General features: G+C 38.0%; 20 protein-coding genes, 1 tRNA gene and 1 pseudogene. 14 read left to right on the plus strand and 8 right to left on the minus strand.

Annotated features, from left to right (window positions below; translation table 11 throughout):
- Window positions 1-62: 62 nt before the first annotated feature.
- From ASE74_RS24945 to ASE74_RS24295, 6 genes are all read left to right on the plus strand, one after another.
- Window positions 63-209 (plus strand): GxxExxY protein, encoded by a 147-nt coding sequence (locus ASE74_RS24945; RefSeq protein WP_200912249.1) that lies wholly within the window; start codon window positions 63-65, stop codon window positions 207-209.
- Window position 210: 1 nt separating this feature from the next.
- Window positions 211-441, plus strand: coding sequence for a GxxExxY protein (locus ASE74_RS25430; protein ID WP_200912250.1), 231 nt, complete (start codon window positions 211-213; stop codon window positions 439-441).
- Between the two features lie 48 nt (window positions 442-489).
- Window positions 490-1,398, plus strand: a complete 909-nt coding sequence (locus tag ASE74_RS02805; protein WP_055903819.1) for a DMT family transporter — start codon at window positions 490-492, stop codon at window positions 1,396-1,398.
- Window positions 1,399-1,494: 96 nt separating this feature from the next.
- Window positions 1,495-2,778, plus strand: coding sequence for a DUF2851 family protein (locus tag ASE74_RS02810; protein ID WP_055903821.1), 1,284 nt, complete (start codon window positions 1,495-1,497; stop codon window positions 2,776-2,778).
- Window positions 2,779-2,829: 51 nt separating this feature from the next.
- Window positions 2,830-3,045: a hypothetical protein gene (locus ASE74_RS02815; RefSeq protein ID WP_055903824.1), complete on the plus strand. Its 216-nt coding sequence runs from the start codon at window positions 2,830-2,832 to the stop codon at window positions 3,043-3,045.
- A gap of 110 nt (window positions 3,046-3,155) precedes the next feature.
- The gene (locus ASE74_RS24295; RefSeq protein WP_029277136.1) at window positions 3,156-3,374 is read left to right on the plus strand and encodes a PspC family transcriptional regulator; all 219 of its coding nucleotides are present in this window, start codon (window positions 3,156-3,158) and stop codon (window positions 3,372-3,374) included.
- 69 nt (window positions 3,375-3,443) lie between these two features.
- On the opposite strand, the gene ASE74_RS02820 is transcribed toward ASE74_RS24295, so the two are convergent.
- Together ASE74_RS02820 and ASE74_RS25040 are read right to left on the minus strand one after the other, a co-directional pair.
- Entirely contained in the window at window positions 3,444-4,100 is a 657-nt protein-coding gene (locus tag ASE74_RS02820; protein ID WP_055903827.1) for an ankyrin repeat domain-containing protein, read from the minus strand.
- Window positions 4,101-4,228: 128 nt separating this feature from the next.
- Window positions 4,229-4,387 carry a hypothetical protein gene (locus tag ASE74_RS25040; protein WP_235525990.1) on the minus strand — a complete coding sequence of 53 codons (159 nt, stop codon included), beginning with the start codon at window positions 4,385-4,387 and terminating at the stop codon, window positions 4,229-4,231.
- A 599-nt stretch (window positions 4,388-4,986) separates the two neighbouring features.
- Here ASE74_RS25040 and ASE74_RS02830 point away from each other — a divergent pair.
- From ASE74_RS02830 to ASE74_RS02850, 5 genes are all read left to right on the plus strand, one after another.
- Window positions 4,987-7,584: a DNA translocase FtsK gene (locus ASE74_RS02830; RefSeq protein WP_055903833.1), complete on the plus strand. Its 2,598-nt coding sequence runs from the start codon at window positions 4,987-4,989 to the stop codon at window positions 7,582-7,584.
- Window positions 7,585-7,645: 61 nt separating this feature from the next.
- Entirely contained in the window at window positions 7,646-8,296 is a 651-nt protein-coding gene (locus tag ASE74_RS02835) for an outer membrane lipoprotein carrier protein LolA (protein ID WP_055903838.1), read from the plus strand.
- Window positions 8,297-8,883: 587 nt separating this feature from the next.
- Complete coding sequence (locus ASE74_RS02840) at window positions 8,884-9,156, plus strand: hypothetical protein (RefSeq protein WP_055903999.1); 273 nt, start codon at window positions 8,884-8,886, stop codon at window positions 9,154-9,156.
- Between the two features lie 43 nt (window positions 9,157-9,199).
- Window positions 9,200-9,964, plus strand: coding sequence for an MBL fold metallo-hydrolase (locus tag ASE74_RS02845; protein WP_055903840.1), 765 nt, complete (start codon window positions 9,200-9,202; stop codon window positions 9,962-9,964).
- Between the two features lie 87 nt (window positions 9,965-10,051).
- Window positions 10,052-10,135: transfer RNA gene (locus tag ASE74_RS02850), tRNA-Leu, on the plus strand.
- A gap of 233 nt (window positions 10,136-10,368) precedes the next feature.
- Here the strand turns inward: ASE74_RS02850 and ASE74_RS02855 are convergent.
- Window positions 10,369-12,042: a recombinase family protein gene (locus ASE74_RS02855; protein WP_055903843.1), complete on the minus strand. Its 1,674-nt coding sequence runs from the start codon at window positions 12,040-12,042 to the stop codon at window positions 10,369-10,371.
- A 144-nt stretch (window positions 12,043-12,186) separates the two neighbouring features.
- Between ASE74_RS02855 and ASE74_RS02860 the strand changes: the two are divergent.
- Window positions 12,187-12,365 (plus strand): annotated as a pseudogene (locus tag ASE74_RS02860) (histone H1).
- A gap of 449 nt (window positions 12,366-12,814) precedes the next feature.
- Here ASE74_RS02860 and ASE74_RS02870 read toward each other — a convergent pair.
- From ASE74_RS02870 to ASE74_RS02890, 5 genes are read right to left on the minus strand one after another with little or no spacing between them, the layout of a single operon-like run.
- Window positions 12,815-14,317, minus strand: coding sequence for a glycoside hydrolase family 32 protein (locus tag ASE74_RS02870; RefSeq protein ID WP_055903849.1), 1,503 nt, complete (start codon window positions 14,315-14,317; stop codon window positions 12,815-12,817).
- 60 nt (window positions 14,318-14,377) lie between these two features.
- A complete protein-coding gene (locus tag ASE74_RS02875; protein WP_055903852.1) occupies window positions 14,378-16,096 on the minus strand; it encodes a RagB/SusD family nutrient uptake outer membrane protein in 1,719 nt (572 codons plus the stop codon).
- Window positions 16,097-16,113: 17 nt separating this feature from the next.
- The gene (locus ASE74_RS02880; protein WP_055903854.1) at window positions 16,114-19,194 is read right to left on the minus strand and encodes a TonB-dependent receptor; all 3,081 of its coding nucleotides are present in this window, start codon (window positions 19,192-19,194) and stop codon (window positions 16,114-16,116) included.
- 31 nt (window positions 19,195-19,225) lie between these two features.
- On the minus strand, window positions 19,226-20,137 hold the full coding sequence (locus tag ASE74_RS02885) for a PfkB family carbohydrate kinase (protein WP_055903857.1): 912 nt from the start codon (window positions 20,135-20,137) through the stop codon (window positions 19,226-19,228).
- 14 nt (window positions 20,138-20,151) lie between these two features.
- A complete protein-coding gene (locus tag ASE74_RS02890) occupies window positions 20,152-21,486 on the minus strand; it encodes a sugar porter family MFS transporter (protein ID WP_055904002.1) in 1,335 nt (444 codons plus the stop codon).
- 254 nt (window positions 21,487-21,740) lie between these two features.
- On the opposite strand from ASE74_RS02890, the gene ASE74_RS02895 reads away from it, so the two are divergent.
- Together ASE74_RS02895 and ASE74_RS02900 are read left to right on the plus strand one after the other, a co-directional pair.
- On the plus strand, window positions 21,741-24,533 hold the full coding sequence (locus ASE74_RS02895; RefSeq protein ID WP_055903861.1) for a substrate-binding domain-containing protein: 2,793 nt from the start codon (window positions 21,741-21,743) through the stop codon (window positions 24,531-24,533).
- Window positions 24,534-25,212: 679 nt separating this feature from the next.
- The gene (locus ASE74_RS02900; RefSeq protein WP_055903864.1) at window positions 25,213-25,842 is read left to right on the plus strand and encodes a DNA-3-methyladenine glycosylase; all 630 of its coding nucleotides are present in this window, start codon (window positions 25,213-25,215) and stop codon (window positions 25,840-25,842) included.
- Window positions 25,843-26,104: the final 262 nt, after the last annotated feature.

Genomic DNA, 26,104 nt, shown 5'->3' on the forward strand with positions numbered 1-26,104 from the left:
AGGATAAACACATATTTGGGTTTTCATCACTTGTGCTGAAATATTTCTAATAAATGGGTTTTATGGATAATTTAAATGAAATCACCGAAAAAATAATTGGAGCTGCATATAACGTTTCAAATACTTTGGGTAGTGGTTTTTTAGAAAAGGTGTATGAAAATGCACTGTTTGTTGAAATTAAAAAAGCTGGATTAATCGTCACAAAATAACATGCATTGCAAGTTTTTTTATGATGATCAGGTTGTTGGAGATTATTTTGTAGACCTGTTTGTTAAAAATGAAGTTGTGATTGAATTAAAAACAGCTAAAGTAATAACCGATATTCACCAGGCACAATTAATAAATTATTTGATCGCTTGTAACAGACAATGTGTTTTAATCATAAATTTTGGTATGCCCAGAGTCGAAATAAAAAGAATGCTCAGCGGTTACAACCTCTAGACTATCTGTGTTTATCTGTGTCCATCTCTGGTTAAACATATATCAATCATGAAATCGAAAATAGATCTTAAACTTATTCTCGCCTTATTTGGCGTAGCGCTGATATGGGGTACAACGTACTTAGGAATTAGCGTAGCTGTAAAAAGTATTCCTGCCTGGTATGTTACCGCTATCCGTCAGGCAATAGCATCTTTAATTATTTTTGTGCTTTTAATTAAACAGAAAGAATTAAAATGGATCGGATGGACAAGCTTTAAAAGGCAGATACTTTTATCGATATTAATGGTAGTAATTGCAAACGGAATGACTACTGTAGCAGAAAAAATCATTCCAAGCGGATTAGCTTCTCTGATTAATGCAACCTCTCCACTGCTTGTATTTATGGGTTGTGTGTTTTTGGGGATTCAAAAAGCAAGTTTAAAGGGCTTTATTGGCGTATTTATAGGTTTTTTAGGTATCGTTTTTATTTTTAGAGATGGTTTGAATGATTTACTTGAGCCCGGTTACCGGAACGGGATTTTATCTTTGGTTGTTGCTGTTTCAGGCTGGACAATCGGCACCATCTATTCAAAAAAACATAGCGGTAAACCACAATATATTTTCTTAAATCTATTTTATCAATTTGTATTTTCAGCCATCATTCAATTGGGTTTAGCCAAGATTTTTTCTGGCGAAGCCGATGTAAGTTCGTGGAAGATAGAAAGCATATTTGCAACGGTTTACCTGGCAGTTTTTGGTTCCGTTTTGGGCTATTTTTGCTACCATTACGCGCTTAAAAAAGTTTCTGCATCCGAAGTTTCTATCCTTACTTATTTCAATACCATCATTGCAATCTTTTTAGGCTGGCTCATTTTAAATGAAAAAGTAGGGTTGGATTTAGTGGTGGCCACTGCTTTGATTATTGCCGGGGTATTTATAACCAATTATAAAAAGAAAATAAAAGTTATAGAAGCATAAACATGAATTGTATTATAATAGATACTTAATAATACTTTACTACGACAAATAAATTTATTTAATACTACATTAAAGAATATTTCATTACTTTTAGGGATGAATTTTCCTGAAGATTTTCTTCATTATGTATGGCAGTTCAGTTCGTTTGATAACAATGGGCTGCAAACTACCAATGGAGAAAGCCTTAAAATTATTAATCCGGGTTTACTTAATAAAAACGCAGGTCCAGATTTTTTTTACGCAAAAGTTGAGATTGGTACAACCACATGGGCAGGGAATGTAGAAATTCATCTCAAATCATCAGATTGGCTAAAACACAATCATCAAATTAATCCTGCATACGAAAATGTAATTCTGCATGTTGTTTTTGAGCATGATATAGATATTAAGAGAATAGATAATTCTACAGTACCGGTTTTAGAATTAAAGAACAGGGTTTCTCAGGCACTCATTCAAAAATACGAAAACCTGTTTCTTACATTAACTGATTTTCCATGTATTGCTCAAATTGGAACGGTAGATAATTTAATAGTCAATTCCTTTTTATCCCGCACTTTAATAGAGCGTTTTGAAGAAAAAACGCGTGCTGTTACCGAAACGCTAAATGAACTTAAAGGCAATTGGGATGAAACTTTTTACCGTTTTATGGCGCGTAATTTTGGTTTCAAAGTAAATGCACTTCCATTCGAACTGTTGGCGAAAGCTGTTCCACAACAAATTTATGCCAAGCATAAAAATAATCCATACCAAATAGAGGCATTGGTATTTGGTGCTGCTGGCTTTTTAAGTGATGATTTTGAGGAAGAGTATCCGAATAAATTAAAGGCTGAATTTCAATTTCTCCGAAAGAAATATAACATCAAGCCTGTAGAAGTTTCGCTTTGGAAATTTATGAGAATGCGCCCGCAAAATTTCCCAACCATCCGGCTGGCACAGTTTGCAGCATTAATTGTAAAAACCAATCATCTTTTTTCAAAGGTTATGGAGATTAAAGATGTAGCACAATTGCGCATGCTGTTCGAAAATTTACCTGTAAATGAATACTGGAAAACGCATTATCATTTTAAAAAAGAAACTGCTGCTGTTGGTATCCAAATTGGAAAAACATCTGTAGATAATATCCTGTTAAACACTGTTGCCCTGTTTTTATTTGCTTACGGAAAACATATAGCCACACAGTTTTATATCAATAGTTCGATAAAATTGTTAGAAAGTCTGCCCGCCGAGCAAAATGCCATTACTGATAAATTTATGAGTGCAGGCGTTAAAATGGAACACGCTTTTGCTTCACAAGGAATTTTGCAGTTAAAAAAGCAATATTGTGATCAGAAAAAATGCTTATCTTGTGGTATTGGAATTAAAATTTTAAAGCAAGCCTAACCAATAACAATTGCGCACAAAACTTTCTACCTTATAATCTGTTTTTAAATTATGGAATTCCCACACGAACTAAAAGAACTTTATCCAAATCAGATTATAGAAGTAAGAGGAAATGCAGATGCATTAACTGTTATTTTGAACAAAGATGTCGACATTCATAAATTTAAAGCAGATTTGATCGATAAATTTTCAGATTTAGAAGAGCAACAAACGCTTTTTATAAAACATGAAGATAAACAGGATTTTGAAAAACTCGTGTTGGCATAAACTTCAGACTAAAAATTAATCGCACCGTTAACCGATTAATTTTGTTAGATTAGGGTTTGCAATAATTGATTTAATATTGCCGTTATTATAATTTTTAAAATAAGCTTAATATGTTCCAGAGAATTATAACTTATTTTGAGCAACAGAGTTTTGGGGTTTCTACCTATTTAGCCAATAAGTTAAATATGAGCACTGCCAAAGTCCGTTTGTTTTTTATCTACTCCTCTTTTTTAGCGGTAGGTTTCCCGATATTATTTTATTTTTTAGCAGCAGTAGTACTTGATATCAGGACATACATGAAAAGAATGCGACTTAGAATTTGGGAATGATTTTAGTTGAAAGTTCTAATTTTGATTTGCAGTAAAATCAATTGTAAACTATAAACTGTTAACTTGAAACTAATCATCATCTCTCAAAATTTCGGCTATTTCATTAAAACCCTTTTCTGCGGCTAAATCTGCTGGCAATTTTCCACCTTCCATTCGTAAAGAAACTTCAGCGCCGTGTTCAAGCAATAAAATAATCAGCTCTATATTTCCCAATTGTGCTGCCGTGTGCAAAGGAGCCAATCCCGCTTTCTGACAAACATTAGGATACGCACCAGCATCTAAAAGCATTTTGGTGATGTTGAAATTATTTGCAGCAACTGCCGAGTGGATTGGAAAAACATTAAAACCATTTTTAGATGCCAGGTTAACATCTGCGCCTTTTAATACCAAAAAGCGGGTTAAATCCTCATGCCCAAAATAACAAGCTAAGCCTAGTGGAGTAAAACCATCTTCCGAAAATTGGTTAATGACATCAGGGTTTTGAAAAATTAATTGTGACGCGGCATCAAATTTGCCAACTGCGCATGCCTCAAATAAGGTAATATTATCAACAAATTCTGCAATTAAATCGGCTATATCCTGTTTTTTGTAATAACAGGCCAATAATAACGGAGAAATGTGATGAGAGGTGTCAACATTTGCCAGTTTTGGATTTTCAATCAGGATTTCTTTAACCGATTGTAGATTTCCTGTTTCTATTTGCTCCTCAAGTTGCGCTATGCTCATAGTATTATTTCATAAATCGCTTTAAATTAACAAAAAATAAGAAAATGTTAAATTAATGCTTAAATATATATAGTGTAAAGCAATCTATCAAAATATAGTACCTTAAAAAGCTGTATACTGAAAAGCTTTTAACTGAAAGCTGCTAACTGAAAACTGTTAATTGATTTGGGCGTTACCCAAGCTACGCAAGGGCCGGGCTTTTCAGGGCTGCGCTGCGCTCCGGTACCGATGAAAAATCGGTACTGAACCCTTACAATCCCTAACGCAAAACCCACGGTTTTAGGCATGGTTTTAATACCTGCCGCTATGATTCGTGCCCCAAAAATCATTTGTTATACTTAGTTAGAAACCTAAGAATTACCATTTTAAGTAAAATAAACCTGATAAAGCGGAAAGCCCGGATCCCGATTTTTCCATCGGGAGAGGACTTGGAGCGGTAGCAGGACTGTTATAACCCAAAAGCACCGAACCCTGCTTTTCTAAAATAAGCCAACTATTAACCCAAGTATGTTTAATTATATCCTACAATAAAAATCCCGTTTAACCTCTCCAGGTAAAACGGGATAAAACCTAAAACAAAATCCGTCTCATTTGACAAAACGTAACAACTTGTGCGTTGTTAAAATAAAAGACGCTAATTTCTGTTTAAGGTTTAATGCCCGATGAATATTTTTATTTAATTTAAGGCGGATTATAGAATTACACTAAATTAAAGATAGTTAATGTTTCTATCGTGGTTAATTAGATGTAATTATAATAAATGAGGTAGTAAAACTGCTTATTACAGTATCAGTTGCGATAAGTGATTATTTTTTTTGTAAGGCTTTCGTTAATGCTGCGCAGTTTTATCTAAGTTTGTTCAATATTAAATTATTTAGGATAGAAAATGTCGGTAAGGGGTAACCAGTTTAAAACCAATACATTCAGAGATAAAGGTGCAGAAAGTGCACCCGGCAGATCATCATCAGGCCGCCAGGCAAAAGAAAAACGAGAATTTTTGCCAAGCTTCGATCTGGCTGATGGGCGTGCAATTAAAATTGTAGGTCTGTTTTTTGTGATATTGTCGCTATATTTTTTAATTGCTTTTACTTCATATTTATTTACCTGGCAAGATGATCAGAGTTATGTAATTGATGCCAATGGTGGGTGGAGCAATCTTTTTAAAACAACCGATGAGCTTAAAGAAGCCGGGGTAACCACTCCAGTTGTACAAAACTGGTTGGGTAAATTTGGTGCTTTATTATCGCACCAGTTTATTTACGAATGGTTCGGTATTGCCTCATTTTTATTTGTACTGGCTTTTTTTATTATCGGCTACCGTTTGTTATTTAAGGTTAAAATCCTTTCCATTTCTAAAACATTGGGCTATAGCTTTTTCTTTTTATTGTTTATTTCTTTAACGTTAGGTTTTGCACACAGTTTCTGGTCAGAATCACCACATTATTTAGAGGGCGAATTTGGTTACTGGAGCAATAAATTATTGGGCGCCCAAGTTGGGGCAGCTGGAGTTGCCGGCTTAATTGCTTTTGCTGGTTTAACCATTTTAATAATTGCATACAATATCGATTTTAAATTTCCTGAGCGTAAAGAGAAAGAAGTTTACCTGGATAATGAGACACCAGATTATGTTAACGATATCAGGGAACAATCGGTAAAAAGCAAAACTTTTGAAGACCCAACTGAGCCAATTGAATTCCCCGTGCGCGATAAAGCACCTGTAAGTAATGAGCGTAAACAACAGAACGTAGTTTTACAGCCTAGCCGTTACGAAGAAAAAGAAGAGGAAGAAGCAATAGCTCCACCGGTTGTATTGTCTCCATTGGCTACAAATTTACCTCTGGCCACTGCTGCGGCTGCTTCGTTGCCATTAACGGTTGAGCCACCAATAGAAGTAGAAAAAGAACCTGCTTTTACCATTGAGAAAACAGAAGAAGAAAAAAAATCAGAAGATCTGGTTGAGCAGTTTGGTAATTATGACGAGAAATTAGATTTATCAGGTTATAAATACCCTACAATCGATTTGCTGGAAAACTATGGTACCAATAAAATTTCGGTTAATGCCGAAGAATTAGAAGCCAATAAGAATAAAATTGTAGAAACCCTTAACCATTACAATATCGAAATTGATAAGATTAAGGCAACAATTGGCCCAACGGTTACCCTTTACGAAATTATTCCTGCGCCAGGGGTTAGGATTTCGAAGATTAAAAACCTTGAAGATGATATTGCACTTTCCCTGGCCGCATTAGGGATCCGTATTATTGCTCCAATGCCCGGTAAAGGTACAATTGGTATCGAGGTGCCCAACCAGCACCCTGAAATGGTGCCGATGCGCAGTATTTTAAATACCGAAAAGTGGAGCCAAACCACTATGGATTTACCAATTGCCTTAGGTAAAACCATTAGTAACGAGGTTTTTATAGCAGATTTGGCTAAAATGCCCCATTTATTGGTGGCCGGAGCAACCGGTCAGGGTAAATCAGTAGGTATTAATGCCATTCTGGTATCCCTGTTATTTAAAAAACACCCTGCGCAGTTAAAATTTGTATTGGTCGATCCGAAAAAGGTAGAGTTAACTTTATTTAACCGGATAGAAAGGCACTTTTTGGCCAAACTCCCTGGAGAGGCCGATGCGATTATCACCGACACCAAAAAAGTAGTAAATACTTTAAATTCACTCTGTATTGAAATGGATCAGCGTTACGATTTATTGAAAGATGCACAGGTAAGAAATTTAAAAGAGTACAACGATAAGTTTATCAAGCGCAAGCTTAACCCTAATAACGGGCACAGGTTTTTACCTTTCATTGTGTTAGTGGTTGATGAGTTTGCCGATTTAATGATGACGGCCGGTAAAGAAGTTGAAGCCCCAATTGCACGTTTGGCTCAGTTGGCAAGGGCAATCGGTATTCACCTGGTTTTGGCTACACAGCGGCCATCGGTAAATATTATTACGGGTACAATTAAAGCCAATTTCCCGGCAAGGTTAGCGTTTAGGGTTTTGTCGAAAATCGATTCGCGTACCATTTTAGATAGTGGTGGTGCAGATCAGTTAATCGGTCGTGGTGATATGCTTTTATCTACGGGGAGCGACTTAATCAGGCTACAGTGTGCTTTCGTTGATACACCTGAGGTTGATCGTATTTCTGAATATATCGGTAACCAGCGCGGTTATGCAGATGCTTATCAGCTGCCAGAATATGTTGATGAAGCAGGCGAGGGAAGCAAAGCTGATTTCGACCCAAATGAGCGCGATAAGTTTTTTGAAGATGCTGCAAGATTGATTGTGATGCATCAGCAAGGATCTACGTCGTTAATACAGCGTAAACTTAAGTTAGGATACAACAGGGCAGGTAGGATTATCGATCAATTGGAGGCTGCCGGTATTGTTGGTCCGTTTGAAGGAAGTAAGGCCCGCGAGGTTTTATATCCTGATGAATACGCTTTGGAACAGTTCTTGAATAGCATGAACGACAAAGACTAGATTAAACCAATACCAAAAAATCTACTCTAACGTTTCAAAGAAAAAACTTAAAAAAGAAAAGATGAAGAAATTAATTTCAGCATTGATGGTTGTAGTTGCTTTTACAACATCAACCTATGCTCAAACTGATGCGAAAGCTAAAGCAATTTTAGCTGAGGTAAGTAAAAAATACAAATCGTATAATGTTGTGAAAACTGATTTTACCTTTACCCTGGATAATCCAAAAGCTAAAGTAAAAGAAACACAACAAGGTACTTTATATGTTAAAGCCAACTCTAACAAATACAAAGTTGCCATGACTAACCAGGAGTTGTTTAGCGATGGTAAAAGCCAGTGGACTTACCTAAAAAAAGATAAAGAAGTGCAGGTAAGCAATGTAGATAACAGCGGCGATGCCATTAACCCTGCAAAGATTTTTACGGTTTATGAAAAAGGATTTAAATATGTTTATACCGGCGAAGAAAAAGCTGGTGCTAAAACTTATCAAATGATTGATTTAACTCCTGTGGATGCAAAAAAATCGATTTTTAAAGTGCGTTTAAGTATTGATAAAGCTGCTAAGCAAATTGCAAATGTTGTTTTATTTGATAAGAACGGGAATAAGTATACTTACAACGTGAAAACTTTTTCACCTAATGTAAATGTGCCAGAAACTACTTTTGCTTTCGATGCAAAGAAATATCCTGGTGTTGAAGTGGTAGATTTAAGATAATCATAATTTCTGCGCCAAGCGGATGAAACATAAAAGGTTCAGTTGGAAACAACTGAACCTTTTTTAGTTTTATTGAAATCAGATTTTTAGGCATATCGCAGGCCATATATTGCTTTTTTGGAAAGCATTTACAGTAATTCTTAGGTTACACTAGTCCCGCCATTCTCTATAGGCCCGATGAAGAATCGTGCGCTGCCGCTGCTGTCGGGTTTAAGTGGCACGGTCCTTTTAAGAAACAATGGTTTTCTAGCAACATTCAAAAAATCGAATAAATTCTTTAGAATAATAAGGTAAGCACATTTCAATAAAACTGGTAGGGAGCGAACGCGTTTCCTGAACACTGATAGAAGTTAGTGTTTGGCTAAAACACAGGAACTCGATGACAGGTTTTACAATGAATTGTCTCCACCGTAGTGTTCCAAAGGAGCTCCTTTGGAGGAGAGATCTTTTCGTCTAGTTCAAAGATCTCTCCACTACGCTTTGCTCCGGTCGAGATGACGCTGATTTTTCGAAATGAACATAGTGGTTGATAAATTTTTCATCATGTGTTTATGAATGCTGCGCAGATTTATCTAAGTTTGTTTCCAATGTCGTTATCACTAACAAACCATACTTTAGAGAAATTAGAAGCCCTGCTTTTCGCAATGGGTTATAAGGTGCGCTACGAGAAAGGGAACTTTAAAACAGGTTCTTGTTTGCTCGAGCACAATAAGGTAATAGTAGTGAATAAATTTTCTAACCTGGAAGGAAAAATTGCCGCATTGGTTACACTTGTAAAACAAACCAATACAGATGAAAACGGGTTAGACGAAAAACAGCGTCAGTTTTATCAATCCTTACAACAAACCGAATTATTTTAATGAAGATACAGCACAGCCATTATAGAAAGGAAATTTTGAGCAGATGAAAGTTACTTTTTTAGGTACCGGTACATCACAAGGCGTTCCTGTAATTGCTTGTAGCTGTGAGGTATGTCTATCTTCTGATAAGAAAGATAACCGTTTAAGAACTTCTATTTTAATTGAAACAGCCGATAAAACCATCGTGGTAGATAGCGGACCAGATTTTCGTTACCAGCTTTTGCGTGAGCAGGTAAAAGATCTTGATGCCGTGCTGTTTACTCATGAGCATAAAGATCACATTGCCGGTTTGGATGATATTAGGCCGTTTAATTATTTATTGCATAAGGTAATAGATGTTTATGCCACCGAAAGGGTACAAACGGCTTTAAAAAGAGAGTTTTATTACATTTTTGCCGAAACCAAATACCATGGTTTACCGCAAATTAACCTGCATACGGTAAACAATGGAGAAGATTTTAAAATTGGCCAAAGTACCATTATTCCTTTCGAGGTAATGCACCATTTACTACCGATTACCGGCTATAGGATTGGCGATTTTACTTATATCACTGATGCCAAAACCATATCAGCGCAAAGTTTCGAAAAAATACAAGGCTCAAAGGTATTGGTGCTTAATGCCTTGCAAAATGAGCCGCATATTTCTCATTTCACCTTAAACGAAGCTATTGCTTTTGCAAACAGGGTAGGGGCCGAAACTACTTACCTTACACACATTAGCCATAATTTGGGTAAACATGCCGATGTAGATAAAGATTTACCAGGAAATATAAAACTGGCTTACGATGGTTTAAAAATAGAAGTTTAAAGGCTTTTTAAAATCCAAAATTAAATTATATTTGCAGCACAAATTAGGTGGCTATTTTAATAGCAATTTATATATTGTGCAATACAAACCCAGGTGGCGAAATTGGTAGACGCACCAGCTTGAGGGGCTGGCGCCTGTATGGGTGTGGGAGTTCGAATCTCCTCTTGGGTACCGCCTAAAATAGCTAACAATCAGATTGTTAGCTATTTATCTTTTATGAATTGTTGCATTTTAGTATTATCTCGCTTATTTTTCAGCTTTCTAATTTTTTAATATTTTGATCTTCAAGCGCTTATAAATCTATGTTTTTTAGGTTTTTTAAGTTAGTTTTTTCTATGGTTTTGATAGACAACTAGTTAAGATTTCTGTTGTTCTTATTCAAAATTAGATGAATGCTAATAACCTTAGGCTTCAACTTTAGAACACTTTTGTTCATTTTTGGAGTTGAATTTTAAAATTTCATACATAATCTTGCGTATCGAGCCTATAAAGTTACAGTCTTCGATGGCGTTAATTTCAATTGCTTTCAATGTCGGTTTTCTTAACGCTCTTCTTATTTGTGTAACATTCGTTTTCCTATTGCAGCCATTACTTAACATCTCATTTGTTGATTTTATCACCAGTAGCTTTTTTATACCTGCTTTTTTAAGATTATTTTGTAGGAGCTCATTAAAATAACAAGAAGTAAATACTCCTTGGTTCCATGTTAAGTAATCTTTAAATATCATCTTAACCAAAAAATGCTTTTGTAGGGTATCGGATCTTCTATACAATTTGTAGAAATTGAATCTGCCAGACTTAAATACCTTCAATACATTTTCAATATATACTTTGTCGAGCAATAGGTTATTAGACATACTTTCGATGAGATTTTTTTCAGTTTTAAACTCTTCTCTGCATCTATGATATACGGAAACTGAAATTTGGTCAGCTATGAATTTTTGGTCTAACTTTATAGTCTTTTCTTTTAGATGTCGAAGCTGCCTTGTTTTTTCTTTGTGTTTCTTGTTTTCGTCATTTAATAGTTCATCTGATAAGCTTAGGACTGAACTATTCAGCAAGTTAACTAGGTGTTTTTGCAGTGTAATTTTCTTTAATAATTCTTCAAATTTCCTATGCATGGTTTCTCCAGGAATATTTATGCTGGGATGATCAACACATTTATAATACAAGTAATATTTCCGATTTCCTTTTGTCCATCCAGCAGTAAGGTTGCGACCACAAGGACATTTGATAACGCCTCTTAATGGAAATTCTTCATTGGCCCTAGTTTGTCTTTTTGGCCTTTTATCCAATGCTTTTTGTATACGCCAAAAATCTGTTTCTGATATTATAGGTTCGTGGAGAGCCTTTACGTACTTTTCTGTGGTGTTTTTAAAAGCTTTACTTTTTAGTAACCCTGCATATGCGGGGTTTTTCAGGATATCATTGATAGCGTTACTTCCTCTATTTTTAAATCCGAGTTCCAATACTTCTTTATGTATTGTCTTTTGCGGAACACCTGTTTCAAAATCAGCAAAGATTTTCCTTATGATGAAGCTTTGCGAGCTATTGATTTCTATTGTTTGATCGTCAAATGGCATTTTGATGTTTGTGTAACCAAATGGCGCCTTACCTAAAAATCGACCTTTTTCTTTCGCATTTAAGATACCTAGTCTAGTTCTGTTTTTTATGGTAAGAAGTTCTCTATGTGCTATCAAATATACAAAAGCACGTTTCATAAAGACATCCGAGTCGGATGTGTCTAGGTTAATTGGCTCATTGGTCGAGATGACCTTGACATCATACTTTCGTTCTAGTTCAGCAATTTTGATTAATGCTTCAGGTAAGTTTCTGCTGAAGCGGTCGTGGTCGAGTACCACAAGATATTGGCATTTCTTCTTATATTTTTTAATGAAGTCCTCCAGAGCCAAATAATTATTTCTTTTAAACGTATAGCTGCTTTCTCCATTATCTCTAAAGACTTCTAGGATCTTCAGTTTATTTCGTTTACAATAATCACGGACAATGGTTTCCTGATATTCCAATGATTTAGATTGATCTTTAGTGCTCAATCTTAAATAACATACTGCATTCATATATAAATTTTTTTGATGAATGCGTAATTGAAGAAAAAGATTGAATTCAAATAGGTTTACGGTTTCCCGTAATCAATCACGCTACTATTTTTATTATATTTGATTTACAGCAATTGGTTGAGTTTGGCCGATAATAAAACAATTATGGAAAAATTTGAAAAAGTAAAAGAATTGGTGTCAGCGATCGAAGCCGATGCTACTAAATTTTATGACGGTGGTAATGCTACTGCGGGTACACGTGTTCGTAAGCCATGCAGGATCTTAAAGTTTTAGCTCAGGAAATCAGAGCAGAAGTGACAGAAAAGAAAAATAGCGATAAGTAAAAAATCACTGTTTTGGGAAATAAAAATCTCGGCTCAAAAGGCCGGGATTTTTTTCTGTGCGCTATGCATGCCATATATCTATCTTAAATAAACAAAAGATTTATAATTAGTTTCTTGAGATCTATATTTCCGCGACAAGGTGAGATATTTTTAGCGATTCCCCAGTATGCTTTGTTGAAAAACTTGTCAGGTTAATTATTGCTAAAAAAATATTTGAATCTTAAATCGAAGCTTAGTTTTCATGATGAGGATGAGACAATTGTTTTTGACTTGGGCTTACAACACGCTAACGCAAATATCTCTGGCAGATGCGATTTGAGGGCTCACCCAACAATAACACTGACTGAATGTGATGGAAAATGGAAACAAATATACATATCTTGTTTCCTGATTAAAATGAGTATCATTAATCTAGTGATAGATTCTTAGATTTTTATCGTTTATTTAACTCAGTCCGCCGGGGAAACTGTAGACACTTTAATGCTTTTCAAATTCATCATCTTTGAACTTTTCAGCTTCAATGAGGTGTTTTTCTGAACTGGAAAAAATACCTCAGTCATCGCTGTAAGTCCATCGTCTGCAAATAGTTCTACAGATGCTGCGTCAATAAAAATGACTATTTTTTGGTAATCTACATTTGAAATCCGCGGTGAAAAATGCTTTTTAGCGAAATTTTTCTCAAATTCACCATCACCTGCATTACTACGGTCGATAAAATAGCCTTTGTTCTGTTCAAAACCGATAATTAGCTTCTGGTTTTTTCCATCTCCAAGCTCAATGCTGCAGTCATCCGTACCATTAACCCACATCTCAATCTTAGTACCTTTTCCTTCTACTAAACCTGCTGAAAGATCTAACGAATTGATTCCATTCAATCCATTACGTTCAAATACCACTTTTTCCAGTTTCGACAATGCATCAACAGGAGTAGAAGCAAGGTAAGTCTCTTCACCAACTTTTTTAAGTGATAAATCGCGGGGGAGGGTAGTAGCACCACGCCAGGTTCCGGTAGGTACGACATTGGCATAGTTCCAATTGTTCATCCAACCGATCAGCACTTTTCTTGTGCCCGTATTAGAAAAAGTAACACCCGCGTAATTGTCTGTACCATAATCCATCCATTTTTGCTTTTCAGCATCTGGCTTAAACGTTTTCCCGTCAAAATCACCCGTAAAATACTGTGTGGCTGAACCACCATTCGGTCCGCCCGGGTTTATACTTACAAGCAGTACCCAATGTGTTTTACCATTAAGCTCGAGTGGAAATAAGTCCGGACATTCCCAAACACCACCGTGAGCACCCAGCTTTTCGCCAAACTCGCTTTCCTTGGTCCATTTCTTTAAATCAGGAGAGGAATAAAATGTGATCCGGTCTTTCGTAGCTAAGGTCATGATCCATTTACCGGTAGCGGCATGCCACATCACTTTCGGATCTCTGAAATCCCAGATACCCGGATTGGGAAGAACCGGATTTCCTTTATACTTCGTCCAGGTTTTACCTTCATCAAGACTAAAAGCGAGACTTTGATATTGATGAAGTCCTGTCTTCTGATCTTCAATTTTTTTGTTGTGATGGGTAAAGATTGCCACCATCGCATTTTTACCAAATCCCGCCGTATTATCCTTATCAATGACCGCGCTGCCAGAGAATATCGTGCCCAAGCTATCCGGATACAGTGCTATCGGCTGCTCTTTCCAATGGATCATATCCCTGCTTATTGCATGCGCCCAATGCATAGGTCCCCAAATTGTGGAATCGGGATTATACTGAAAAAACAAATGGTATTTTCCATTCAAAAAAACCATTCCATTCGGATCGTTCATCCAGTGTGCCTTTGGCGAGAAATGAAAAGCAGGTCTGTATTTTTCAGTTTGGTTTGACTGGGCATTGGCGCCGATAGCAAACAGCGTGTGAAGCAGAAAGATTGCCGGTTTTATAAATTTGTTTTTCATAATTTATTATTTTAATTTTTTAGCAATGCCCGGTAAAAAAATTGCCGGGCATTTTAAATGCTACCATCCATTATTCTGCTTGTATACGCCGCCGCTAAAGTTGATCTGGTTCAAAGGAATTGGGAAATATTCATCTCTTCCTAAAGTGAACCTAGCATCTGAAAGGTGGCTTACTCTTGATTTTTCAAGCGTAAAATACGCATTCATAGTTTGGGAGGCAATACCCCACCGCACAAGATCAAAAAAGTGATAACCTTCTGTGGCAAACTCCAGCCTCCTTTCAAACCTTAATGCCTGCTTTGCAAAATCGGCTGTCCAGTCGCAGTTTACCCCAGGCTGATACGTTTGCACATTATAGTTTGAGGTTGGACTACCTGCAGCAGTTTTCAAAAGGTTTCGGCTCAGGTTTGCGCGGTTTCTAACCTGGTTGATCAATGGAACCGCCTCTAATGGCCGTCCAAGCTCTATAAGCGCTTCCGCCTTCCAGAGCAGAACATCAGAATAACGGATAATTTCCCAATTTTTGGAACTTCCGATGAATGGCGGAACTTTCTGAAAAGAAGGGTCGTCAGGAAGCACAGCCTCTTTCATACTGGCAAATGCATCATATATGGCAGGCGCCCTTGACCATGAACGCTGGAAAAGAAAGGTTGATTTGTATTTAAAGGGCGCACCTGGCCTGGCTACGGTATGGTCAAGGCGTGGATCAAATGAACTGCTTTGAAAATCTAAGGAAGCCGCAGCATCATTATTGTTGTAAGTAGAGAAAAGCGGCAAGCCGTTGTTTCCTGTTTTAAAGGCATTAATCAGATCGTGGCTGGGTACATTGAAACCGCAGCAGCCGTATTCCTGGTTCATCGGATAGTTTAGCGCATGCCCGTAATCCAGTCTACCCTTTGTCGTACCATCATCTTTTGAATACTGGATGGCGAAAACAGATTCCGGACTGTTATCAAAAGCAGCTAAAAAGTTATTGGCAAAATCGGTACTTAGGCTGAATTTACCCGATGCGATGATCTCATCACATAAAGCGTTTACTTCATTTAATTTAGAAGCATCAATACCGGTTACCGCATTATTTTCGCTTTGGGTGTAAGCCTGGTACAACAGTACTTTGGCCAGATAAGCTTTCGCAGCATTTTTATTCACCCTGCCTTTGTCAGCCTGATCTACCGGCAGTGCCGCTACAGCCGCCCTGAAATCATCTGCAATCTTTGTCCAGAGTACATCATTGCTCAACGCCCTGTTGGAAATTGTAGGGTAATCTGCCTTCGGTGTATTCTGATCGATGAAGGGTACATATTTGAAAAGGATTTTGAGCAGGAAGTAAAAGTGTCCCCTTAAAAACCGGAGTTCGCCCTGGCGCTGAACCTTGTTGGGATAATCAGTAGCAGACATGGCATCGACTCTTCTCAGCGCATCATTAGCACGTCCGACACCAACATACAACCTGAACCACACCTGGTCGATAAGCCCATTATCAGGTCTGTTCAACGAAAATGTCTCAAAAAGATGGAATTCCGAAAGATCACCGGGACCATCACCTCCTTTATAGGTATCTCCTCCACGGACACTTCCATAAGGCCACATACTGGAGTAGGGCGAGGTGTAATGATCATTTCCAAGGGCTGAGTAAGCCGCAATTACCATTTTATCAATATTCTCCGGAGTGTTCAAATCATCTCCTGAAACCACGCCCTGTGCTGGTTCGTCAAGGGCTTTTTCGCATGACAGGAAAAGCGTAGCAAAGAATGCAAGTGTATATATTAATTTTTTCATTTTTTCTATAGCTGATTTTACAATGTGATATTAACACCAATAGTTCCGACAACAGGAACAGGAAAACCATAATTAGGGATTTCCGGATCGGTACCGGTAAAGGCTTTGGTCTTGATGGTAAACAGGTTACTTCCTTGTGCGAATATTCTGAAGTTTTGTATTTTCATGTTCAGTGCCTTTTTCAGGTTATAACCAATCTGCAGGTTGCGTAGCTTGAGGTAAGATCCGTTCTCTATAAAATAGGTTGAGAACCTGCCCTCGTTATTGCGGTCAACCAGTGTGAGCGCCGGAATAGTTGAATTAGGATTTGAAGGACTCCAGGCATCAAGTGTCCTGCTGCCCCAGTTTGTACCGGTCCAAAGCGAAGAAAAATCAGTATAAGTCTTAAAATCGTTTACTACATCAACATTGATCGCCTGAAGGAAGAAACTCAAATCGAAGTTTTTGTAGCTGAGGGAAACATTCAATCCGTAAGTGAACTTAGGGCTATTATCGCCTATAAAATCGCGGTCCAGATCGTTGATCACCCCATCATTGTTAAGATCCTTGTATTTAATCCTCCCTAATCCCTTCCCAGGTTGGTTTGCATAGGCATCTACTTCTGCCTGAGAGGTAAATAGGCCATCGGCAACATATCCAAAGTAGGAGTTTATGGGTCTTCCTAATACGTTTTTATCTGTGCCATTACCAGGATAGGATGCCAATACATCTTTGGGTAAATAGGTCACCTTGTTCCTGTAAAGCGAAAAGTTACCGGTCAGGCTGAAGTTAAAATCCTGGCCAATTTTGTCCTCATAAGTAAGAATCGCATCAAGCCCCTTGTTCTGTAGCGAAGCACCATTACTGTAGCTATTTCCACCGTCTCCAAGTACAGCCAGGTAAGCCGGACTGATTAAAATATCTGATGTTTTCTTAATAAAATAATCAACAGATCCGGTAAGCTTATTGTTCCACAAACCAAAGTCCAGACCAAAATTCGACTCTCTAAGCGATTCCCATTTCAGGTTATCGTTCCCTTGCTGGATAAGGGCAAAACCAGACGGCAGCTGGCCTGTACCCGCGCCGGTGATATCGTATGCAGTACCTTTGTCAAAGTCCCATGTTGGATCCGTACCGTAAATAGCGGAATACAGGGAGCGTGTGGCATTATTGGGGATTTCCTGATTTCCAGATCGGCCCCAGCCATATCTCAGTTTTAGATCAGAAAATAAACCTAAATCCTTTATAAACTTTTCTTCACTCATCCTCCAGCCCAGCGAGAAAGCAGGGAAGGTACCGTAACGGTTTTCTTTACCAAAACGCGACGATCCATCTCTCCTCAAGGTTACAGAGGCGATATAACGATCGTTGTAACTGTAGTTGACCTTTCCAAAATAAGATAACAGTCTGTTCCCGGCGCCACTTCCTCCATTGAGGGTATTTGTAGTTCCTGCATTAAGATAGGCATAATCGATATTTTCGAGCGCGAGCCCCTGTCTGCTTGCTGAAAACTCCTGGCTGATGTTTTTGATGTATTCCTGGCCAGCGAGTACCTCCAGGTTATGTTTATCCCTTGTGATTTTATAGTTCAGGGTATTTTGCCAGATGATATTGCCCTGATAAGTTTGTGAGTTGCTTACCTGGTTTGCAGGATCAGCCAAGAAGCCAGAAACATATGACTTCTTTAACAGGCGCTGATAACTCCCATTATAGTCTACACCAAAATTTGTCCTAAAGTTCAGACCTGGAATGATCTGGTAGTCTGCGTATGCATTCCCAAAAAACCTGTAGAAATTGTAGGTATTCTGCTTATTGTCTTCTATAAGTCTAACTGGGTTTTGTCTGTCTGTCATTCCTGCCGCAGGACCTCCCCAACCTCCGTTCACTGTATATACAGGAACAACAGGTTGCTGTACGAGCGATGCGAAAAGAATATCGCTTGCCGGAATCTGGGCATTTCTGATATAGCTTGCCGAAAAATTCTCACCAATTTTTAGTTTATTATCGAGGTAATTATAATCGGAATTGAATCTTGCCGTATATTTTTGGCTTTGCGATCCCTTTACGATACCTTTGTTGTCATAATAGCCTAACGAAAAGAGACTGTTGCCCTTTTCCCCGCCATTTGATAGCGCTGCGTCATAGGATTGAATGATTGAATTTTGCGCAATCTCATCAAACCAATACGTATCTGCAGCTTTCATAGTCTTTGCCGCATCAATATATTCAGGAAAGATTACACTGTTGAGTACCGGGTTGTTGAAATTATTGTTCCAGTCATACTGATAAATCTGGTTATTATTTGGGTTCGCCTTGTCGTTTACGGCTGCTTGCCAATAGGCACGACCCCGTTCCTCAGCATTAAGTGTTTTAAGCTTCGTTGCATAATTTTGAATGGATGTCGATGCATTGAAGTCGATCTTTGAATAACCTTTCTTAGCCTTTTTTGTAGTGATGATGATTACACCATTGGCAGCCCGAGACCCATAAATGGTTGCAGAAGATGCATCTTTTAGTACCTGAATGGATTCGATATCATTTTGGTTAAGCTGTTCAAGTCCGTTCTTAGTAGGTACACCGTCGATGACGTATAGTGGATCGTTATTACCAAGGGTACCAATGCCGCGAATTCTGACATTGGCCTGGCCGGTTGGAGAACCATCTGTGGTAATGAGTACTCCAGGAACCCTTCCCTGTAAGGATTTTACCGCATTACCAGACGGGATGTCCCTGATCTTAGATACATCGACAACATTTACTGCCCCAGTAATGTCTTTCTTGCGTTCCTTTTGATAACCCGTAACTACAACCTCGTTTAGTTTATTGATCGCGATGTCAAGCTTAACTTTAAGATTGGTAGATTCTGCGGTAATTGGAATGGTTAACGGTTCTGCTCCGATATAAATAAACCTGAGCGACTGCCCGGTAGAAGCATCGATTCTAAAACTGCCATTGGCATCCGTCGTCACTTTTTTCTGAGAACCTACAATTACAATAGTTACAGCCTCCAAGGGCACGGATTCATTGTCGGTGACAACGCCGGTGATTAGCCTGGTCTGGCCAAAAACCAGGCCTGTTACCATACAGGCTAAAAGCCAGGTAAGGAAAATTTTTCTCATAAAATTAAAATTTGGTTAGTATTAAGTTTGGTTAAAATATTTGTTCAGTAAATTTTTTGTATTCTTCAATCTCATATTCCGGACAGCCCCCCTTTTTGGTGGCTATAAAAGCGCCCATCCCGATTGCATTCTTTATAATGGTTTTTGGTGGCAGACCCATTTGATGACTGGCAATAAAGGCAGCCAAAAAGGAATCACCACTTCCAATGGTATCGTTAACCTTTACCTCATTTCCCCAAACATTGTAGGATTTATCATATTTATAGTACGAAGCACCAAACTCCCCTTTGGTTACAATAACTTCTGGAATTTTGAACCGGTCCTGGATAAATTTTACCTTCTCGGTTTCTCCTTTAAGTGATCCGCCAAACATGATTTGCACCATGCCAAGTTCCGCCTCATTAAACTTTACAATATCTGTTTTGGATAACAGATGACTTAACTGAACCTGATTGATAAATGGCGGGCGAAGATTAATGTCAAAGACTTTAATAGCATCTGTTTCCAATAAATTATAAAGGGTATTACGTGAGGTTTCATTTCTCGAAGCTAAACTCCCATATATAAGGTAATTAGATGGCTTTGCGTTTCTGGCAAAGTGTTCGCTTTGATCTATAAAATCCCAGGCCACCGGAAAAACGATCTCATAACTCACTTCATTTCCATTGTTCATTTTTGCAATAACCTGACTGGTTTCATATTGCTCATCAATCTGCAGAAGCCCAGTATTTATTCCCCATTTTTCCATCAAATCGAATAGTTTCTGTCCGTTTTCATCTCTGCCAATCTTGGAGATCAGGCTTGTGCCCATGCCCAGCTTATTGAGGTGGTAGGCAACATTTAATGGTGCTCCTCCAGGCTGTGGCCCGTCTGGCAATACATCCCAAAGAATTTCTCCATAACAGGTGGCCGGAGTAGGGCTATAGTTTGACTTATTTATCATAGTATTCATATTATTTAGTGCATCAAAACAACATTTTCTCCAATCTGTTCAAGTGATCTTCCCTTCGTTTCCGGCATCATTCTCCATACAAAAATCAGTTGTAAAACCATCATGGCGCAAAAGAAGAAGAAAATAGTAGAGCCACCAAGAGATTCTGCCAGGTATGGAAAGCAAAACGCAATCAGAGCCGCCATCACCCAGTGTGTAGAACTTCCAAGTGTTTGGCCCTTTGCCCTTACTTTATTCGGAAAGATTTCTGATATAAATACCCAGATAACTGCACCTTGAGAAAAAGCAAAAAAGGCAATGAAAAGCATCACATAAAATGGAATTTCAAATCCTGTTGCATCCGTTTTCAAAAAAGCTACAGCAACAAGTCCCAGGGATACAATTAGTCCGATTGAACCGATCAGCATCAGTGTTTTTCTTCCTACCTTATCGATAATATTTATAGCCAGTAACGTGAAAACAAAATTCACCATTCCAATACCTACAGTAGAAAGAAGGGAAGAATGCGCACCCAGACCAGCCATCTCAAATATTCTTGGTGCATAATAAATTATCGCATTTATGCCTGAGACCTGGTTGAAGAAAGCGAATAAAACAGCTAAAATAACCTGTTTATTGTATTTGCCTGAAAATAACCCTTCCTGTTTGCTGCCAGCAACTGAACCAAGGCTGGATTGTTTAATGGATGCCAGTTCTTCATTGCAGTTCAATGGGTTGATGATCCTTAAAATTTCCAAAGCCTTTTCAGTAGCACCCTTTTTTAAAATAAGCCATCTCGGACTTTCAGGTATAAAGAAAATCAATACTAAAAAGACGATCGATGGAAACGCCTGTACACCAAGCATCCATCTCCAGGAGGTATCTCCTCCCTGACTCAACAGGTAATTCGATAAATAAGAAATTAAGATTCCCAGAACTACATTGAACTGGAAAAGACCAACTAACGAACCTCTTCTGTGCGCAGGTGATACTTCGGAAATATAAATTGGAGCAGTTACGGATGAGATGCCCACCCCAAGACCTCCAAGTAGGCGAAATACTAAAAATACATACCAATTATCGGCTAATGCTGTTCCAATCGAGGACAATAGATAAGCTAATGCCACAAAGTAAAGCGTGTTTTTCCGACCGAAATGGTCTGAAGGACGAGAGCCTATAAGAGAGCCAATCACCGTTCCGATAAGGGCAATGGAAATTGTAAGGCCGTGTGCAAAAGCCGAAAGGTTCCAGAACTGCTGAATCGATTTTTCAGCACCCGATATTACAGCTGTATCAAAGCCGAACAAAAAGCCACCTAAGGCCACAACCATCGACCAGGCGAGGACAGAATGTTTTTTCATAAAAAGTTTATTATTGGTTAATGATTGCAAATTAGGCCAAATGGCTAAAGCCAACTATTAAAAATCTTTCAAAAACGTTAAAAAAAATACATTTAATTAAGTTACTGATTATTAATTGATTGTATCTTTGATTTGGTCGCTTATACTGTATACTTTAAATATTGTAACATAGAATATTAAATCTGGTTACATGGTATCAAGAGCCTGCTTGAGGTTCATTTCCATTATCCAAAAGATATATATAGCTTTAGTAAATGAATAACCAAATATCTTTGAAACTATTTTTTATTCAGGCATCAAAACTGTGGTTTCTGATGCTGACCATTATCCTGTTTTTCTCTGGCTGTACCAAAAATCATGAAGAGAAAAAATTTACGATAGGGTTTTCTCAATGTGTAGGATCGGATTTGTGGAGGAAGACAATGCTGGAAGAGATGAAAATGGAACTTTCCCTTCGCTCAGGCACCAATTTCATTTATAGGGATGCGAACAACAGCAGCAAAAAACAGATCGAGCAGGTTAAAGAATTAATCGATAACCATATTGACATTTTAATCATATCTCCCAATGAAGCGTCACCATTGACAGATGTCGTGGAAAAAGTATATAATATGGGTATTCCTGTCATTGTGCTCGACAGGAAAACATCTTCTTCTCAATACACGGCATATGTTGGCGCTGAAAATTTTCAGGTTGGCAGAATGGCGGGCCAGTATATTTCTAAGCTGCTCAAAGGAAATGGCAAAGTGGTGGAGATTTTGGGCCTGCCGGGATCTTCACCCGCAATGGAGCGTGACAAAGGTTTTAATACTGAATTACACAAATCACCGGGAATAAAGCTGATAACTCAGGTTTACGGAAATTGGATTGCCAATAGTACCTTTCAAGAATTAGAAAAGAATAAAGATGCAATACTACAAGCTGATGCGATCTTCGCACATAACGACGTAATGGCCGCCAGTGCAGAAGATTTTCTTCGCCAACATAAGGATTCAAAGAACATTAAGGTAATTGGGGTAGATGCACTTCCAGGATCAGGCGGCGGGCTGCAACTCATTAGTGATGGGAAAATTGCCGCTAGCGTGCTTTATCCAACAGGAGGGAAAGAGGCCATTAGTATTGCTTTTAAAATTTTGAATAAAGAAACATTTTCAAAAGAAAATATTTTGCAAAGCTTAGTCATTGATAGTTCTTTAGTGCAACTCATGAAATTACAATGGGCCAAGGTCTCCAGTCAACAGCGAGATATCGAACGTCAGCAAACGATTCTAGCGGATCAGCTCCGAATTTATGATAATCAAAAACTAGTACTCAATGTCATCGTGATCACCCTCGTATTGGCGGTAATATTCGGAGGTTTAGCTTTTTTCTCGTTAGTGGAGAATCGAAAAATTAATAAAAGTCTTGAGCAGAAAAATACACAAATATTGGATCAACGTAATAAACTGATCGATGCATCTGCTAAGATTGAGGCTGCAACTGAAGCAAAACTAAATTTTTTTACCAATATATCCCATGAATTCAGAACTCCACTCACTTTGATTTTGTCTCCTCTGGAAGATTTACTGAAAAGTGAAAAAATACATAGTGAGCAAAAACGGGAACTTAACAGGATTCAAAAAAATGCATATCGATTGCTAAAACTAATTAACGAACTCATTGATTATCGAAAGCTAGAGCATCAAAAATTCCATGTTCATCCAACCTCAAATAGTGTTCAGTCTTTCTTAAATGAAATCGTAGAAAGCTTCAGGTACGGAGCGCAGAAAAAAGACATCACCCTGAAGTTTTCAGCCCCAAAAACTGATGTTATCGCCAACTTTGATCTAAATATATTCGACAAGATCATCCTTAATCTCCTAAGTAATGCATTAAAATTTACGCCCGCTCATGGAAGGATTAACGTGAACTTGATTACTGATGATGATCATTTCATCATTTCAGTTGCTGACAATGGAACTGGAATGACCCAGGAGGAATTGCTACAAGTCTGGGATCAGTTTTATCAATCTAATACAAGCGAGTCACGAGGCTCCGGTCTTGGGCTTTCCCTCACTCGGGAGCTGGTGCATTTGCACGGTGGTATTATTGATGTTCAGAGTAGCAAATGGCAAGGTAGTACATTTACAATAACAATGCCGTATGGTAATCAGCTACCTGCTGAGGTTTCTGTGTTAGAAGAGGCAGACCGCATCACTTCATTAACCGAACAGGTGAAAGTTTTCATCACAGAAGATTTGGTCGTAGAAGATAGAGAGGTTAATCCCATAGCCGAATATATCAAGGAATATTCCATATTGATTATTGAAGATAATTCAGATTTATTAAAGTATCTAGTGGAGAAATTTTCAAACCATTATGAGGTATATACAGCGAGTACGGGGAACCAGGGACTTAATGAAGCCTTTGAGAAAATCCCCGATATCATAATTTCTGATGTGATAATACCTGGCATGTCGGGAAAGGAAATCGCAAAAAAAATCAAGACAGATCTCCGAACTTCTCACATCCCGCTTATTTTGTTAACTGCTCAGGGAAGTCCGGAGCAGCAGATAGATGGAATCAATAGCATGGCGGATCTCTATATGACCAAACCTTTTCATTTCGATTACCTTTTGGCTAACGTAAAAAATCTGCTCTCGAACCGTATGTTGTTAAAAGAGCATTATGTAAGCGATATCAGCTCTGGAAATGATAAAAAAACATTTTTAAGCATTCTTGATAAAAAATTTCTAAATGATTTTGCAGGATTTGTGGAACATCACCTTGGTGATGAGAAACTTAGTGTGGATAAGCTTGCCCAGATGATTGGCATATCGAGAATCCAGCTTTACCGAAAGGTTAAGGCGCTATTAAATTGTAGCATCACAGACTATATTTTAAATCGACGGTTAAAAAAGGCAAGTTATTTATTAGCTAATGAAGATCTTTCAATTTCGGAAATTGCATTCAAAATAGGTATATCTTCACCCACATATTTTTCAACACTATTCAAAAGTAAGTACGGAATGAGTCCAACTGATTTCAAAAAAAAACAGAGTTATTAAAGCTTTAGTTCAGTAAATCAGAACTGGAGTATGGGAGCAAGAAGTAGCGATAGGTAAAGAATTTCTGTTTCAGGGAATCAAGATTTTCTTTCAAAACGCCTCGATTTTTGTCTTTCAATCCTTGGTGAATAAACCTGTGTACATTGACCCCGTCTTACCAGAAATAAAATTGTTTTAAAGTCTTGTTTGCCTGTATTTTACTGAATTGGCGGAAAGGGCTTAAATTAATTGGTTTGTGCACTTAGGTTCCAAAATGACTTGATTAATCCTAGCGAAATCTCCAGTCGAATTCATTGGTTCATCCTTGTCATCGAAAAATAGCAAAACTACTCTCATTCATATTTGCCAAGTTTTTGTGTTCTAAATTTTTAGTACAACGGTTGCCACTTTTTAGAAAAACTAGATTTTTATATAAATCGCTTGCTCTTTAAGTCATCAACAATTGGCCCGAGGACTTGTAAGAAAGCACTTAAGTGTTCAAAGTATTCCTCCGAGAGGGTACCAAAAATAAACGCCTTGCAATATTTTGCAAGGCGTTTATTTATTAGATATACATCTAAATATACAATTCTTAGTTATATGTAGCTTGCAAACGCTATCTGTGGCAACTGGCTGTTAAGGCTAACTTGTTGGCGGTGGTAAATTGACTCTTGCTTTTAATTTGAATAAAATCACTTTCATGTTCGAAACTTTTGATCAAGCCAACTTCCACCAACTTTGCGATTTAACGGCCAACAGAGATGCAGATCTGCAAGCCATTTTAGATCAGTATGGTTATCCTCCATTTTGGTCGAGGGCCAATACCTTTGAATCGTTGGTACATATCATTTTAGAACAACAGGTTTCTTTGGCTTCCGCATTGGCTACGCTAAATAAATTAAAAGAGAAAATAGGTGAGCCTACGCCAGCAAAGCTCTTATTACTCACCGACCCGGAGTTGAGAGACTGTTATTTTAGCAGACAAAAAACAGTTTATGTCCGCCATTTGGCTGAAAGCCTCCTCAGCGGATCATTATCATTAAGCGAACTGGAAAAGATGGATGATTATAGCATCCGGAGCAAGCTCAAAACAATTAAAGGAATCGGCGATTGGACAGTGGATATTTACCTGATTTTTATGCTCCACCACACCGATGTTTTTCCGATAGGTGATTTGGCAGCGGTTAATGCTTTGAAAAAAGTAAAGGGCCTGGCGGCGGGTACAAGTAAAGATGAGGTATTGGCTGCTGCTGATCAGTTTAAACCTTACCGAACCATCGCCACTATGCTTTTATGGTATGTTTACCTGGAAGAAAGGAAGAGAAAGTAATATATTCCTTAGCTAGTTACGTTTCATTCCCAACTTGATTATTTACGGAAACCCATGGCCTGTGTCCTCACAGACCATTAAACTTAATTTTCATTTCGGTCTGTGGGGACACAGACCGAGGAAGCATGAAATATATAAATCCGTAGTTAAATCCATGGTCTGTGTCCTCACAGTCCATTAACTTTATTTTCATTTCGGTCTGTGGGGACACAGACCGAGGAAGCATGAATTAAATATAAATCCGTAGTTAAATCCATGGTCT

Source organism: Pedobacter sp. Leaf216 (genome assembly GCF_001421515.1).
Taxonomy (GTDB): domain Bacteria; phylum Bacteroidota; class Bacteroidia; order Sphingobacteriales; family Sphingobacteriaceae; genus Pedobacter.

What these genes read in the sequence shown, in the direction of transcription:
- ASE74_RS02820 (WP_055903827.1), bottom strand. Translation starts at nt 4,100, where the DNA reads ATGAGCATAGCGCAACTTGAGGAGCAAATAGAAACAGGAAATCTACAA.
- ASE74_RS24945 (WP_200912249.1), top strand. Translation starts at nt 63, where the DNA reads ATGGATAATTTAAATGAAATCACCGAAAAAATAATTGGAGCTGCATAT.
- ASE74_RS02885 (WP_055903857.1), bottom strand. Translation starts at nt 20,137, where the DNA reads ATGATAAATAAGTCAAACTATAGCCCTACTCCGGCCACCTGTTATGGA.
- ASE74_RS25430 (WP_200912250.1), top strand. Translation starts at nt 211, where the DNA reads ATGCATTGCAAGTTTTTTTATGATGATCAGGTTGTTGGAGATTATTTT.
- ASE74_RS02810 (WP_055903821.1), top strand. Translation starts at nt 1,495, where the DNA reads ATGAATTTTCCTGAAGATTTTCTTCATTATGTATGGCAGTTCAGTTCG.
- ASE74_RS24295 (WP_029277136.1), top strand. Translation starts at nt 3,156, where the DNA reads ATGTTCCAGAGAATTATAACTTATTTTGAGCAACAGAGTTTTGGGGTT.
- ASE74_RS02895 (WP_055903861.1), top strand. Translation starts at nt 21,741, where the DNA reads ATGAATAACCAAATATCTTTGAAACTATTTTTTATTCAGGCATCAAAA.
- ASE74_RS02815 (WP_055903824.1), top strand. Translation starts at nt 2,830, where the DNA reads ATGGAATTCCCACACGAACTAAAAGAACTTTATCCAAATCAGATTATA.
- ASE74_RS02870 (WP_055903849.1), bottom strand. Translation starts at nt 14,317, where the DNA reads ATGAAAAACAAATTTATAAAACCGGCAATCTTTCTGCTTCACACGCTG.
- ASE74_RS25040 (WP_235525990.1), bottom strand. Translation starts at nt 4,387, where the DNA reads ATGCCTAAAACCGTGGGTTTTGCGTTAGGGATTGTAAGGGTTCAGTAC.
- ASE74_RS02900 (WP_055903864.1), top strand. Translation starts at nt 25,213, where the DNA reads ATGTTCGAAACTTTTGATCAAGCCAACTTCCACCAACTTTGCGATTTA.
- ASE74_RS02840 (WP_055903999.1), top strand. Translation starts at nt 8,884, where the DNA reads ATGTCGTTATCACTAACAAACCATACTTTAGAGAAATTAGAAGCCCTG.
- ASE74_RS02805 (WP_055903819.1), top strand. Translation starts at nt 490, where the DNA reads ATGAAATCGAAAATAGATCTTAAACTTATTCTCGCCTTATTTGGCGTA.
- ASE74_RS02845 (WP_055903840.1), top strand. Translation starts at nt 9,200, where the DNA reads ATGAAAGTTACTTTTTTAGGTACCGGTACATCACAAGGCGTTCCTGTA.
- ASE74_RS02875 (WP_055903852.1), bottom strand. Translation starts at nt 16,096, where the DNA reads ATGAAAAAATTAATATATACACTTGCATTCTTTGCTACGCTTTTCCTG.
- ASE74_RS02830 (WP_055903833.1), top strand. Translation starts at nt 4,987, where the DNA reads ATGTCGGTAAGGGGTAACCAGTTTAAAACCAATACATTCAGAGATAAA.
- ASE74_RS02880 (WP_055903854.1), bottom strand. Translation starts at nt 19,194, where the DNA reads ATGAGAAAAATTTTCCTTACCTGGCTTTTAGCCTGTATGGTAACAGGC.
- ASE74_RS02890 (WP_055904002.1), bottom strand. Translation starts at nt 21,486, where the DNA reads ATGAAAAAACATTCTGTCCTCGCCTGGTCGATGGTTGTGGCCTTAGGT.
- ASE74_RS02855 (WP_055903843.1), bottom strand. Translation starts at nt 12,042, where the DNA reads ATGAATGCAGTATGTTATTTAAGATTGAGCACTAAAGATCAATCTAAA.
- ASE74_RS02835 (WP_055903838.1), top strand. Translation starts at nt 7,646, where the DNA reads ATGAAGAAATTAATTTCAGCATTGATGGTTGTAGTTGCTTTTACAACA.